The sequence below is a fragment of the Corynebacterium jamesii genome (genome assembly GCF_046097395.1).
GTDB lineage: Bacteria > Actinomycetota > Actinomycetes > Mycobacteriales > Mycobacteriaceae > Corynebacterium.
The window spans coordinates 1,531,321-1,544,774 of sequence record NZ_CP175789.1; the positions used below are offsets into that span (position 1 = coordinate 1,531,321).

General features: G+C 57.2%; 13 protein-coding genes. 2 read left to right on the forward strand and 11 right to left on the reverse strand.

Annotation, left to right across the window (positions count from 1 at the left end; all coding sequences use genetic code 11):
* Positions 1 to 134: 134 nt before the first annotated feature.
* The 7 genes from ACKFRT_RS06900 to ACKFRT_RS06930 all read right to left on the reverse strand — a co-directional run bounded on the left by ACKFRT_RS06900 (position 135) and on the right by ACKFRT_RS06930 (position 7,856).
* A complete protein-coding gene (locus tag ACKFRT_RS06900) occupies positions 135 to 1,007 on the reverse strand; it encodes an HtaA domain-containing protein (protein ID WP_049050120.1) in 873 nt (290 codons plus the stop codon).
* Positions 1,004 to 1,678 (reverse strand): heme oxygenase (biliverdin-producing), encoded by a 675-nt coding sequence (locus tag ACKFRT_RS06905; protein WP_011273032.1) that lies wholly within the window; start codon positions 1,676 to 1,678, stop codon positions 1,004 to 1,006. The genes ACKFRT_RS06900 and ACKFRT_RS06905 overlap by 4 nt, the downstream gene beginning before the upstream one ends.
* Positions 1,679 to 1,758: 80 nt before the next feature.
* Complete coding sequence (locus ACKFRT_RS06910) at positions 1,759 to 2,838, reverse strand: HtaA domain-containing protein (RefSeq protein ID WP_051901674.1); 1,080 nt, start codon at positions 2,836 to 2,838, stop codon at positions 1,759 to 1,761.
* Positions 2,839 to 2,843: 5 nt separating this feature from the next.
* Positions 2,844 to 3,752 carry a heme ABC transporter ATP-binding protein gene (locus ACKFRT_RS06915; RefSeq protein WP_011273030.1) on the reverse strand — a complete coding sequence of 303 codons (909 nt, stop codon included), beginning with the start codon at positions 3,750 to 3,752 and terminating at the stop codon, positions 2,844 to 2,846.
* Positions 3,749 to 4,798 carry an iron ABC transporter permease gene (locus ACKFRT_RS06920; protein WP_011273029.1) on the reverse strand — a complete coding sequence of 350 codons (1,050 nt, stop codon included), beginning with the start codon at positions 4,796 to 4,798 and terminating at the stop codon, positions 3,749 to 3,751. Before ACKFRT_RS06920 ends, ACKFRT_RS06915 begins: the two co-directional genes overlap by 4 nt.
* Positions 4,782 to 5,873, reverse strand: coding sequence for a hemin ABC transporter substrate-binding protein (locus ACKFRT_RS06925; RefSeq protein WP_011273028.1), 1,092 nt, complete (start codon positions 5,871 to 5,873; stop codon positions 4,782 to 4,784). The genes ACKFRT_RS06920 and ACKFRT_RS06925 overlap by 17 nt, the downstream gene beginning before the upstream one ends.
* 48 nt (positions 5,874 to 5,921) lie before the next feature.
* Complete coding sequence (locus ACKFRT_RS06930) at positions 5,922 to 7,856, reverse strand: HtaA domain-containing protein (protein ID WP_408924777.1); 1,935 nt, start codon at positions 7,854 to 7,856, stop codon at positions 5,922 to 5,924.
* A 209-nt stretch (positions 7,857 to 8,065) separates the two neighbouring features.
* Between ACKFRT_RS06930 and ACKFRT_RS06935 the strand changes: the two genes are divergently transcribed.
* On the forward strand, positions 8,066 to 8,653 hold the full coding sequence (locus ACKFRT_RS06935) for a hypothetical protein (RefSeq protein WP_408924778.1): 588 nt from the start codon (positions 8,066 to 8,068) through the stop codon (positions 8,651 to 8,653).
* Here ACKFRT_RS06935 and cysS read toward each other — a convergent pair.
* The gene (cysS, locus tag ACKFRT_RS06940) at positions 8,610 to 10,046 is read right to left on the reverse strand and encodes a cysteine--tRNA ligase (RefSeq protein WP_408924779.1); all 1,437 of its coding nucleotides are present in this window, start codon (positions 10,044 to 10,046) and stop codon (positions 8,610 to 8,612) included. The two genes, ACKFRT_RS06935 and cysS, sit on opposite strands and share 44 nt — an antisense overlap.
* Before the next feature lie 62 nt (positions 10,047 to 10,108).
* Between cysS and ACKFRT_RS06945 the strand changes: the two genes are divergently transcribed.
* Positions 10,109 to 10,927, forward strand: a complete 819-nt coding sequence (locus tag ACKFRT_RS06945) for a fumarylacetoacetate hydrolase family protein (RefSeq protein WP_408924780.1) — start codon at positions 10,109 to 10,111, stop codon at positions 10,925 to 10,927.
* Here the strand turns inward: ACKFRT_RS06945 and ACKFRT_RS06950 are convergent.
* From ACKFRT_RS06950 to ACKFRT_RS06960, 3 genes are read right to left on the reverse strand one after another with little or no spacing between them, the layout of a single operon-like run.
* Entirely contained in the window at positions 10,917 to 11,510 is a 594-nt protein-coding gene (locus tag ACKFRT_RS06950; protein ID WP_408924781.1) for a hypothetical protein, read from the reverse strand. The two genes, ACKFRT_RS06945 and ACKFRT_RS06950, sit on opposite strands and share 11 nt — an antisense overlap.
* Entirely contained in the window at positions 11,510 to 12,697 is a 1,188-nt protein-coding gene (locus tag ACKFRT_RS06955; protein WP_408924782.1) for an ABC transporter permease, read from the reverse strand. The genes ACKFRT_RS06950 and ACKFRT_RS06955 overlap by 1 nt, the downstream gene beginning before the upstream one ends.
* Complete coding sequence (locus tag ACKFRT_RS06960) at positions 12,684 to 13,415, reverse strand: ATP-binding cassette domain-containing protein (protein WP_408924783.1); 732 nt, start codon at positions 13,413 to 13,415, stop codon at positions 12,684 to 12,686. The genes ACKFRT_RS06955 and ACKFRT_RS06960 overlap by 14 nt, the downstream gene beginning before the upstream one ends.
* Positions 13,416 to 13,454 lie beyond the last annotated feature (39 nt).

Below are 13,454 nucleotides of genomic sequence, written 5' to 3' on the forward strand. Positions count from 1 at the left end.
AACCAGGCTCACGAGAACGTGGACAGCAAAGCACCCCACCTGCTGTGAATTTGTTGCTTCCATTACCAATCTTGCCGGCAGCAGCTGAAACGAGCAATAGTTCTTCGCAGATGGGGTGGTACGATGCTTTCCTTCTAGGCAGTGATGCCGAAGTTCTTCAAAACTCCTCGCCAATCCACGGGCCCGAAGGCCAGTGCCCCTACCCCAATCACTGCCACAATGGCGGCGATCACACCGGCCGCGATGCCAAGGGACGAGTTTTTGGAACTGCCGCTAGAAGAACCGGAGAATCCGCTTGCACTTCCCTGCAGTTCCTGCGGGGTTACATCTTCTATCTGCTTGCCATCGTCATAGTCCAGCAGCAGGTCAACGTCCGCGCCCTCCAGCTGCTCGCCCTCGTTGTAGCGGAGTAGAGATCTCTGCAATCCGATACCGGCCGTTGTGGGACGGTTCTGGGCAACGAGATCCTTACCCGGATCAATCGGGGCTTCCAGGGTGAAGGTCACGATTACTTCATCGTCGCCGCGCTTGTCTAGCTGTGTAGGATCGTTCGCCGTGTTACCGGAAAGGGAGTAGTCCCCAATAAGCGATACCGCCTGACCTGTGACATTCAACTTCAAGTCGAAGTAAGAGACATCCAAAGCTGGCCCGCCGTTCTTACCAAGACCTTTGTATGCGGTCACATGTGCGCTGCCGTCCAGGGCAATCGTGCCATTCCCCTGCGGGTCCAGCTTTGTTTCTTGGGTATTTACTGGGAACACAAACTGGTTTCCCTTAAACTCCGCGCCTCCATCGCCGATGACGGTTCCCCTGGCGATCGGCCCCTGCACATGCTTAAGGAAAGAGGTTTTGATCGGCCAGGCAAAAGCACCGGCTCCTAACACTGGGGCGGACACTTCCTCTGCCTGTGCTACAGGAACCGCCATGCCGCTTAACGCGACGGAACTGACCAGGGCGCTGGCAACGAAGTGGCGGGAATTGGACTTGGACAAGAATGGTGTATTCACGCGCAGACTCCGTAAAGATCTGTGAACAGGGAAAAATTCATACCAAAAGCATCGATGGCTTCCTCAATCAATTCGGAACGCTGCTGTGCTGTGAGTGGCAGGCTATCGAGGCGCTGACGGTAGCTGGTTCGGTACGGAGGGATCTTGCCAATAGCGGAGAAGTCATAGAACTTCAATGCCTCAGGAGCGACATTGTAGAGGTCTGCTACACGTACAGCGATGACCTGACCGCCGGAAATATCCCCGAGGTAGCGGACATAGTGATGAGCGATCACTCGTACAACGTCTTGTTCTCCGAAAGAGTCGAGGCGATCTACATACCGCCGGGTGGCGGGCAGTAGTTCAAGTTGTTCGCGCCAATCGGAGCCGAGGCAATACGTCAGATCGTGTTCCAACGCAGCGCAACGTTGCAGGCGCGGATCGGCAATAACCGACCCGATGGGAGTGCCGGAGACTCTTTCTACAGCGTTCTCTAGAGCGCTGTAGACAAACCAGAGTTGTCCCGAAAGCGCATACACCGCTTGAGCGTCAAGCTCGCCTTTGAAAAGGGTGCTCATGAACTCGGATCCTTCTGCGCGCCCGTGCGCCTCCGCAGTGGCATTGCGCAGTGCCTGAGAGATCGGCTCGGCTGTGTTAAAGCTTGTGTTTGAAAGTGTGGAGGTCGAAGCCATCACGTTATTCCTTTCGAAAGAGTTTCAAGATCCGCGTGGAATCTGGAATTTGTCGCTGAACGAGAAAAGGGAACTCGTTATTAGCGCAAGTTGTGGTGGCGTAGGAATTCATCAATCTTCTTGTGAATGCCATCGAGAGCGCCAGACACGTTGATCGCGTGGCCAATGATCGCCAGCATGCCTAGGATTCCGACCGTGCCAAGAATGTAGTTCCACACCTTTCCGAACTTGCCCAGCGAACCTTGGCCTTGCCCCTGGTCATCCGGGTTGTCTGGGTTGCTCGGGTTGTCCGGGTTGTCTGGGTTGTCCGGGTTGTTGGAGTTGTCCGGGTTGTCTGGGTTGCTCGGGTTGTCCGGGCCAGAACCACCTTCATCATCCGGATTCGGCTCCCCTGGCGTTGCACATTTCTTCTCGGTGGTCAGAGAAACATTGATGTCATCCAGCTCTGGCTTGTAGTCCGCCGAGTAAATGCCCATGAATAGGACGTCTACACCCTCCACAATGTTCTTGTCCCCATCCGTTCCTGGCTTAGGAACGTAGGTCATGCTGCTTGCATCAAGCGTGACAGTGTCCCCGTCAACCTTCCAGTTTCCGTGCCCCTTCGAGAACACGTCCCTGCCGGAAACCTTGTTCTCTTCGATACGGTCCTCAGGCGTATACTCAGTCATGTGCTTGCCAGGCACGTAGTATCCCTCATAGCTAGCGCCGCCCTGAATACTAGCCCCCTCGGCCGTGATGTAAGGGGACTTGAAGTTCGAGTACAAAGCACCATGATGGCCTTCAAAAACGACATCGGACGGCTTGGTGCCGATCTCTGCCTTGGTTACGTTGCCCTCGGAATCGACCTCAATGCTAGATACACTTGGGTCTACCTGGAATTGGAATTGGAAGTCCTTGGATTTCTTGTTGGCAGGATCAGATTCCTTAACCTCACCCTTCGTTTCCCAGCTTCCCTGAGCGATTCTCCCCAGGATGTAGCTGCGGAAGCTCTCCTTCAATCCCCAGTTGAAGGTACCGCCAGTGATAACAGTTTTGCATTCAGGTTTAGCCTGAGATGCGCCCTCCTGTGCCGATGCAACGGGTACGGAAAGTGCAGCAGTGCCCAGGGCGAAGGACATCACAGTGCCAAGCATGGCATTTCGAGTTGACTTAATAGACATGAGAATTACTCCTGATGAATGGATCCTAGGGACTTAGCCCTAGTGAATGGAATGGATTGATATGCAGAAAGCAGTCGAGCTACTGCAGCTGGCGGATCCCTCCGCCGCGGACGAACAGAGACGTCATTATCCGCACTGCGGACAACTTCGATGGGCCAGTCATAAACGCTGGAGAGAATCTCGTCGGTATAGACCGAATCAACCGATCCAGCGGCGGCAATTCGCCCATTCGATAGACAGACGATGTGATCGCAATACGCCGCAGCTGCGTCGAGGTCATGCAACACAATCACCACCGCAGTTCCAACTCTGTGAGCGATCTGCTGCATCAAGCTCAAGACTTGTTCCTGATGACGGATATCCATCGCCGCGGTCGGCTCGTCTAACAACACCACCGGTGTTTGCTGGGCCAAAACTCGGGACAACGCAACCCGAGCACGTTCGCCACCGGAAAGAGTGACGATGTCACGAACTGCCAACGCAGTGGAACCGGTGGCGTCCAGAGCAGCGTCAACAATGAGCTCATCCACACTGCTATCGACTGTCCCTCGCCACGGTCGCCGTCCCATCGCCACAACATCTCGAACAAGAAACTCAAACGCGACTTGGACATCCTGAAGCAACACCGCACGGCGCTGCGCCATTGCCCTTGCATCGGCCCGAGAGGGGTCTAATCCGGCGACGGAAACCACACCCTCAGTAGGTTTAATATCCCCAGACAGCGCGGCGAGCAGCGTCGACTTACCAGCACCATTCGGCCCAATGAGCCCTGTGACCTCGCCGGCACGAGCGACAAAACTAATGTCACTGAGCAACCGCTTGGCGCCAACGTCGACGGTAAGGCCAGATACCTCAATGGCCTTATCGCCGATAGCCATACTGTTAGTAGTCGCATCGCTACCGTGAGCACTCATGCATGAATCCCCTTTCGCATCATTCGGCGCAGCAGAACGAAGAAAGTCGGGCCGCCGACAAGGGCAGTGAAGATGCCAATCGGCAAATCTGCGAATTCAATCAACGTGCGGGCAGCCACATCAGCCAGACCAATCAAGACCGCCCCGCCAAGCGCAGAAGCAGGGATGAGGAGATAATTCTCCGGCCCCATGACCGTTCGCAACAGGTGCGGGATAATCAGCCCTACGAAGCCGATGAGCCCAGCAAAGGCAACTGCACCTGCAGTGAGTACGGTCGCAGCGATGATCACAATCGCTCTCAATTGACTTACATTGATCCCTGTGTGACCAGCGGCTTTCTCACCCAAAGCAAGCACGTCTAGTGCCCCACCCATCCGTAGGGCTACGGCAATTCCAACCATCGTGATCGGCAAAACCGCCCAAACGTGCTTCCACTGGGCACCATTTAGGGATCCCATCTGCCAAAAGATGATCTCTTCCCGACTGGCGGTCGGAGCCAAATAGACCATGAAGGAGATAATTGCTCCACACACGGCATTGACCGCGATACCTGTGAGAACCAGATTGATAACCACAACTCGGCCTTGACTTCGTGCTAGCTGGTAAATCAGGCCAGCGGCAACCAATGCGGAAAGAAAGGCGAAGAACGGAACGGTGAACGTGCCGAAGAAAGCAAGGTTAAAGACGATTGCCAACGCCGCACCAACCCCGGCGCCCGAGGTCACGCCAATAATCGATGGCTCGGCCAGAGGGTTGGCAAACACCGCCTGCATCAATGTTCCAGCCACACCCAAACATGCGCCGACTAGGAACCCCAGCAGGATGCGCGGCAAGCGAATATCCCACACTACGCTGGAGGCCAGACCTGAATGATGGTCTTTCCCCAGCAAGATTGAACCTAAATCCTGCAGTGGCACGTAGTACTGTCCAAGCACGATCGATAGCACCGCAGCAACAAGCATTAGCACCACCAGTGCACCGAAAATCCCTACCCATCGGCGCGTTCGCGCCCGGAGAAACTCGTTCGTATTAACCGTGTGGGTCATATAACGCCTTCGCTGTCCGCAAAAGTGTTTGCCCAGTCATAGGGCCGAACGCCAACGATTGACCATCTGGAATCGTGATTACGCGCCGCTTCTGTCCTGCCGTGGTTTGAGCTATGCCGGGGCGTTTGAGCAGGCCTTCGATCCCTCCGGTGGATTCCAACCCGCCGGTCATCATGATGAACGCATCTGGGTTTAACCTAGCTAGCGACTCCGCATTGGCTGGTTCGATGTAGGAAAGGTTGTTCTCCGTCCCCACGTCAACCGCACCAACGCCCTCGATCAGGTCTTTTGCTCCGGTCCCTTCGCCCATGATGAAGAACACTCCACCATTTCCACGGGCATAAAGGAATGCCACCCGCATCGGTGTAGAGGGCACCATCTTCTTGATGGTCTCTTTATCCAGATTTATTTCCTCGACTGTGCGATCCGCAAGCTTTTCCGCATCCTCCGGGAGGCCCACGACAGCACCGAGCGTGGTGATGTCCTCGGCTACCGAATCGATCGTGCGGGTCGGTTCCATGACCACAGTGGTCACGCCCGCCTGACGAATCTGATCGATAGCGTCCCGTGGCCCGATGGAGTGGTCCACGATGACGATATCCGGCTCCAACGACAACACGGCTTCCACGTTGATGTTGTGCCCACCTTGAGTGACCACTGGCCTGTCGGCCAAGATGTTTTCAGTAGAAGAGACCGTGCGGCCTACAATCCGATCGGCAAGACCCAGGCCAGTAAGGGTTTTAGTGTAAGTACCGTACAGGTCAAGAGCCAGAATCCGATCGAGCTTATTAACCTTGACATCGTGGCCGTCTGCGTCGGTCAGCTCCACCGGCAGCTTCGGGGATGGATGCTTGGTCACAGGCTCCACATCCGTGAAGTCCTTGACCTCCGAAACGCCCTCAAAGCTACGAGGATCCTGCAGATCAGCAGCATTCTTGATGTCGTTTCGCAGAGCAGCATCAGCTTCGGATTCATAGGCGCCCTTAACGCCACACGCAGCGATGCTAGCCGTGCAGATAAACAACACACAGGTGCGGAACGCTAACCGCACAGTTCGATTAAGAACAATGGACATTAAAACGTGCTTTCTAACTGAGCAGTGTCTTGCCACCTAGTAGGCGGATTAAGACGGATTACTTACAACCAGTCGACCGATGCTTCCACCTGCGACGATGACTCCTACGATCAATCCGAGAAGGTAAGTAGCCGGGTTCTCATCCTGACCCTCAGCCGCAGCAGGCTTAACCTTGAATTTGCTCGATCCGTTTTCGTACCCCGCCGATGAAGAATCGCCGTCGACGCCATTGCCGGAACCGTCCTTATTGCCGGCGAGCTTCGCGGCGGCAGCATTGTGCGCAGCAGAAGAACCACCGCCCGATCCACCCGCACTCGATCCAGATGCTGTCGTACCGCCCACTGCGTCGCAGTCACCCTGGCCACCTAGCTGGGCGCTGAAAGATATGGGCGCTAGTTGAGTTCCCGGATCGTAAAATTCGGCGAAAGCCACAGAGCCATCCTGGGTCAGCGATACACTCGCCTCTCCGCTTACTGAGTTATCCGAGATATCAAGGGAACTAAAGCTCAGGTCTCCCAGCACTGTGCGCCCGAAGTCTCGCTTCTCCCCTTCCATGTTTGAAGAACGAACATCGGCAACAAGCCTTCCTGTTCCACCGTTGAACTGGATCTCCGGATTCGCAATGTTCAGGTCGAGAATTCCGTTGTGACCGGTGAATTGCATCGCGCCACCATAGGAAATCGTTCCCTGCTGCGAAGATGTATCGACGTTGCCACCGTTGCCGGTGAACTGATACTTGCCACCGCTGTATCCGACCCCGCTCAAATCCCACTTGCCCTTAGCGATAGAGCCGGTGATGTACGACTGGAAGGATTCTTTCAGAGCCCACGATGCCTTGGCGCTTTCGACTGCCTTGACCGACGCGCAGTGCAGATCTCCACCGCCACCAGCTGCTCCGCCTGCTGCGACACCGCCACGGGTTGTTCCGCCTCCGCTGGAGGCCGACCCGCCGCCTGTTCCGCCGTTTCGCGCACCACTGTTTCCGGATCCAAGCGATGTTCCACCAGAGGCCGATCCACCACCAGAACCGGAGTTGGAGTTGGAGCTCGTTCCGGAGGTGGAGCTAGTTCCGGAGTCGCTTCCGCTAGAAGATCCGTTCTTACCGCGCCCGCGATTGACGAAAGATTCATACTCGTCCAAGAAGGCTTGGGAGTTACCCATGAAAGTGGTCAGGGCGTTCATCGTGTCGTTCGTCTCAGACAGAATTCCCATAGCTTCCTTGTTAAAGCCGGTGAAGTTGCCATCGATCGTGGTCAGCGTGCGCTTTTCGCCCGATCCCGAGCCACTGCCCGAATCTGATCCACAGCTGCCGTCCAAAGCAACTGAGCCACTGGTTGGATCCATCGAGGTTCCCGCCTTGTAAGCGAGAAACAGCCGACTGCCACCTTGAGTAAGCGTCGTAGAACCAGAAAGGTTTACGCTCCCTGAGCCGGGGTTCACCGGGGTAGACAGGTTCACCTTGGCGATGACTTCATCGTCACCAGTGATTTTGGCTCCCCGTTTGCTCTTATCGACCATGTCCGACTCATAGGAGACATAGTCCACCAGGATCTCGGCGGTTTTTCCTTTTGCGCGCACCTTCCAATCGGAGAGCGTCATATCTAGCAGGTCATCGCCGCCATAGTTGTGACCGTTGAAACGGAGAACTCCGTTTAGCGGAACGGTCACCGTATCGCCGTTTACCTGGGGCTTTTGGGGACTGAACTGGAAGGTGCCATTCGGGCCGGTCTTATCGCCATTAAAGCCGATACCGTCGCCACCCCATCCGCCTTTAGCGACAGGGCCTTGGATATAGGCACGGTAGCTCTGCTTGATACCCCAATTGAATCCACAGGTTCCCGCCGCTGAGGCAACGGGAGTAGCGACCGTGGTAAATGCTACGGGAGCGAAGGCAAGTACGGAGGTGGCGGCCACAGCCGTGGATGCGCGGACGAACAACCGTCGCGAGGAGCCTCGACGTGATCCAAACAGTGAAAGGTGCATGCTGATCCTACTCAGAACTGAAACATCAAAAGACTTACGCAGCCTTACCTTCTACCCAGGATTTACCACTAACGTAGGATAGTGTTACCTTAATTAGGTAAGGCTCAACTTAACTGAAAGTATCATGAGTCAGCCTAAGAGACGAAAGCATCTTGTGTTTAGTTTCGTCCCCCACCCCCACCTCTCACCCCCGAGAAAGGACACGAAGGATGACCGCATACACCCCGTCCCCTCTGGCCAACCTCTACCCTGAAGTAGACCCCCACCAGGCAATTCCGCTTTCCGCGACCGAACGCTTTGCCCTAACCGTATCGATCGGCGTGATGGCATACGGCGCAGTAGTCGGCGACTTCATTATCGCCGGAGTCGGGCTGGCACTAGTCGCCATCGCATGCGTCGTATGTTCTCAGAAAACGCAGCGCCGAATCCGCTCCCAAGCCCGCGGCCGCTTCCCCAGCGAGGACTGGGTCGAATACAGAACCGCAAACAGGTTGAATCTGAACCTCTTCCTCCCCCTATGTATCGGCTCCATCGGCGCCCTGATCGTGGCCGGTTTTTGGTACATCCCGCCGGAGCACGCAACACTGGGCGGCATCATCATTGCCATCGTTTCTGCCGCCACCATTTGGTTCTTGCCAGGCCTGAACCCCATGTGGTCGAAAGACGAAGAATACTTCGTACCCGAAGAAATATATGACGACGAGGTCAAGCTTCCAGGATCAGAGTTACAGCCCGACGAGTACGTCTATGGGACTACCCCTTCAACGACCACTTCGCGCCATCGGCTGTGTCCGTAACCTCGATGCCAGCCTCGGCCAGGCGGTCGCGCACCTCGTCGGCGGTGGCCCAGTCCTTGGCCGCACGAGCTTCGGCGCGGCGCTCCAGCTCGGCCTTCACCAGCACGTCCAGGGCGCCCATCGCCACGTCGGAACCACCGGCAGCAGCCTTGGTAGATTCCAGCCAGGTCTCGCTCAGCGGATCCACGCCCAGCACGGCAGCCATCGCACGAACCTGTCCGGCGATCTCCTTAACCTGCTGCTTTGCCTCGTCCGTGGGCTTTGCGTCCAGTAGCTTGTTGCCCTCACGAACCACGTCGTGGATCACGGCCAGCGACTGCGGCACGGCCAGGTCGTCATCCATCTTCTCCGCGAACTGCGCCGGCACCTCGCCGACCGGCAGCGCCTGCGGGTCCACAGCGGTCTCACCGGTGACGTACTCGATAGCGCGCACCAGGAACTTCTCGATGCGGCGGTAACCCGCAGCGGCCTCACCTAGCGCAGCCTCGGAGTACTCCAGCATCGAGCGGTAGTGCGCGCTGCCCAGGTAGTAGCGCAGCTCAACCGGACGCACCAGCTTCAGCACATTCGGGATAGAAAGCACGTTGCCCAGGGACTTCGACATCTTCTCGCCGGACATCGTCACCCAGCCGTTGTGCATCCAATAGCGCGCGAACCCATCGCCCGCTGCGGTCGCCTGCGCGGCCTCGTTCTCGTGGTGCGGGAACTGCAGGTCCAGGCCACCGCAGTGGATGTCGAACTCACTGCCCAGGTAGGTCGTCGCCATCGCGGAGCACTCGATGTGCCAGCCCGGGCGACCACGGCCCCACGGGGTATCCCAGGCTGGCTCGCCCGGCTTGGCTGCCTTCCACATGGTGAAGTCGCGCGGGTCGCGCTTGCCGGTACCCGCCGACTCACCCTGATCCATCTCGTCCAACTTCTGGCCGGAAAGGAAGCCGTAGTTTTCGATCGTCGCGGGCTGAGCGTAAACATTGCCGTCTGCGGCGTAGCCGTGGCCGTTGTCGATGATGCGCTGCATGTACTCGATCATCTGCGGTACGTGCCCTGTGGCGCGGGGCTCGATGGAAGGTGGGGTGACGCCCAACTGGTCATAAGCCCAGTTAAACGCGCGCTCGTGCGTGGCGGCCCACTCCCACCACGGGCGGTTATTCTCCGCAGCCTTGGTCAGGATCTTGTCATCAATGTCGGTGACGTTCCTTACGAAAGCGACGTCTAGTCCCTTGGCTTCTAGCCAGTTACGCAGGATGTCGAAAGCAACTCCGCTGCGCACATGCCCGATGTGCGGGATCGACTGCACGGTCGCTCCACACAAATAGATCGAGGCATGGCCTTCACGGATGGGCTCAAAGTCGCGGAGCTGGCGGGCGGCAGTGTCGTAAATTCGCAAAGTCACACCACACAGTATAGGCATGCGCATCCGGCCTCTTTCCCCTGCGTGTCAGTATCGTGGAGCACATGAGCACTCAAATCACCCCGAGATTCGCCACCATCCGCCTCAATGACCGGGGTGCATGGCGCCCAATTGCAGTCACCTCCTTCTCTGCCGAAGGCGGCGAGGGCAAGCTCCTCGCCGAATTCCCTTACAAGGCGCAGATCAGCAGCACGGAGCTGGATTCCCTCCCCTCCGTTTCCTTCACCGCCGACCAGCTGGGGCCGGTCGTGCCGAACCCGGGGAAAATTTTTTGTGTCGGCCTGAACTATCGGGAACACATCGCGGAGATGGGTCACCCGATCCCGGACCACCCCACCCTGTTCGTGAAGTACGCCTCCGCCTTGGCGGGTCCGTTCGACGAAGTCGTTGTGCCTCCGGAGCTCTCCGCGCAAGCGGACTACGAGGGCGAGCTCGCTGTCATTATGGGCGAAGCCGGCCAGATCGCGGGCTACGCCGTGATGAATGATTTCTCTCAGCGCGATTGGCAGTACCGCACCCAGCAGTGGCTGCAGGGCAAGAACCTGGACCGTTCCAGCGGATTCGGCCCATGGATGGTGCCGGCCGAGCATTTCGATCCGATTGCAGACGGAGCCGTCTTGCGCACCTGGGTCAACGGCGAACTCCGCCAGGAGCACAGCGTTACCGACCTGGTGTTTAAGCCCCAGGACCTGGTGGATTACATCAGCAATTTCGCCTCGTTGGCACCTGGTGACGTCATCGTGACGGGCACACCAGAGGGCGTCGGCCACGGCATGACCCCACCGCAGTACCTGGCCGATGGCGACGAGGTGCGCATCGCTATCGACGGCATCGGGGAAATCTGCAACCGCATTAACTGCTGAGCTGTGCCAACCGGGGCTCAGCCTTCTTGATGGCGCTCCGCACTGCCGCGAAAAGTAGCAGGCAGATGGGAAGCGCAATCACAATCACATCGATCCTGGGCGACCAGAACAATGGCAGGTATCTACTAGGCAATACCGATATAAGCAGGCACTGGGCGGCAGTTAGCAGAAGCAGTCCATAGAAGCTCTTTCGCAGGTCCGCTACGAGGCATTCGCCGAAAATCACCGACAGTGCAATGAGCGTGTACTGCAACATGCCTGGGTTGCCCAGGATCGCGACAACGCCGCATTCGCCCAGGCAAAGCCCGAGGAAAAGCCAGTCGCAGGCCGCCCACGTGCGGCCAGTTAATTCTTCCAGCTGGGAAAGCCGGTTATCCCAGAACATCACCGCGGAGCTAACGATGGCGATGGAGAACACAAAGTTAAACGGAACGACTCCGGACGAACTCCACGAAGCCCAGGGAATGGGAATCGTGGTCGTGCCGAACAGGACCGCGCCCACGAGGGCGAACACCTGAAGTATCACCGCGTAGGTCGCGGAATGACCGCGCCAATAAATTTGTGCTCGATGCTGGGCAGACACTATCCCTCCCAGCACTCGGAGTTCGCCCGATCCAGGATGAACTTCACGTCCACTCCCTCATTCGTGCCATGCACCCCGCGCCATTGTCCGGAAGGCGTCAGGGTCGCTCGTTCCAGTTCTTCTTCCGTAAGATCGGGAAGAGACTCCGCGACTGATACTGGTTCCTGCGGAGTTCCCCAACACGATGGTGCCCCCTTAAGCGCAGCTTCGTTGCTGAGGAGTTCGACCAGGAGCGCGTGCTTTACTTCCTGTTGCTGATCCGAGTGGGCGAGCCAGATGTCGCCGTCCCGTTGCGGTTCGGCGTCGATCAGCCTATAAGTATTGACGCCCAAAGATTCCCACACCTTGCGGTTAGCATCTACCTGCTCAGATGGGGTTTCGCGCCAGTAACATATTGCTCCGTCGCAGACCATGCGCTCTTGGGGACGGGGCATCGCGGAATCGTAGTTTCCATCTTGGGCGATTCCGTAGCCTAATCCACAGCTCGCGCCGAACAGAGCAATGACTGCCACGCGAAGTGGCCACGCGGACAGCCCCGGAAGCCAGTTTCCGTGAAAAGCCGCGGTCAACAGCAACGAGCAAACGCATATAGCCCCCAGCACCAGCGCCGAAGCCTTCCACAGAATCGGGTCCACGCTCTGCGATACCTGGCAACAAGAGCTGAACGGCTGCCCGAACATTTGTCGCCACGCCACGTTTGAGAGCGACACCGGGTAAGCGACCAGGATATAAGGAAGAAGCACGCCGACAGCGATCGCCACAATTGCTGGTAGGTACAGCCCTAAAGTTGCCCCCAAGCTCAGCCATGCCACGCCGTGAAGAACAATAAAGACCAGCCCCGTTGCAAGGGACTGTGCGGACTCTACGTATCCGATATCCGCCAGCTGCACTGCGAGGTACGCCAGCACCACTACCACCGCGAGCAATAGTGGCAGCGCCAAGGATCTGAGCCAGACCCTAAAAACATCCTGCACAGAGCCGCGGGACTTGAGAAAGGAACGGAAGCGTGCCATCTCTTTAGCACCGATAAAGCCCAGGATTGGTCCCAGCGAATAGTAGATGGCCAAGCTGTTGGAAATTGCGTTGTCCTGCGTAGGCACCGAGTTAGCGTTGAGTGTAATGCTCAGCAATCCAAGCACAGAAGCCGCGAGCACCAAAGCAACGTTGATCGCATTAATCCTCGACATGGCCACCGGTCCTGGAAAATGCTTCCGCAAGGTTTCTCACAGTGTCGGAATAGCGATGTGACTCCCCCTGCTCTAGCGAACCGCGCCCAACTCGCAGAAAATCGCTCAACGGCCCCTGGAACTCAACTTTTCCTTTATGCAACACGAGTACATGCTCGAACGGCTTCTCCACTTCCAAGGGCTGATGACTAGAAACCCAAAGGCCAACGCCCGCTTCCGCAATGGATCGATAGAGCCCTTGCAGATCCCGCTTCGCCAGTGGGTCGAGTGCGGCGCTGGGTTCGTCCAGCAGTATGTGCTCCGCGTTTGAGTTCAGGGCTGTAGCTATTTGCACGCGAGCTTGCTGCCCACCGGACAGCTTGCTGCATTGCTTATGTGCGTGTTCCTTCAAACCCACGAATTCAATCCAATAGGCCGCGGTTCTCTTGCTCTCCGTCCAACCGGCACCATTAAGCCAGGCGACGTAGGAAACATAGTCAACAACGCGCGCACCATTGATGCTTTCGAAATGCTGCGGGACGTACACCGCTCGACCCAACTTCGGTACAGTGCCTTCAGACGGCTTTAGCTGACCGACCAGCAACTTCATAAGCGTAGTCTTACCGGCACCGTTGACACCCAGTATGACCGTTGGGCTAGTGGGAACCTCGAGCGAGTGGACCTCGACCCCTTCATTAGAGCGCGGGTAGCTAAAAGAAAATGAGTAGCTATTCGACAAGGAAGTTTCAGACCTTTAGTGCGCAGAGATTCTGTGTGA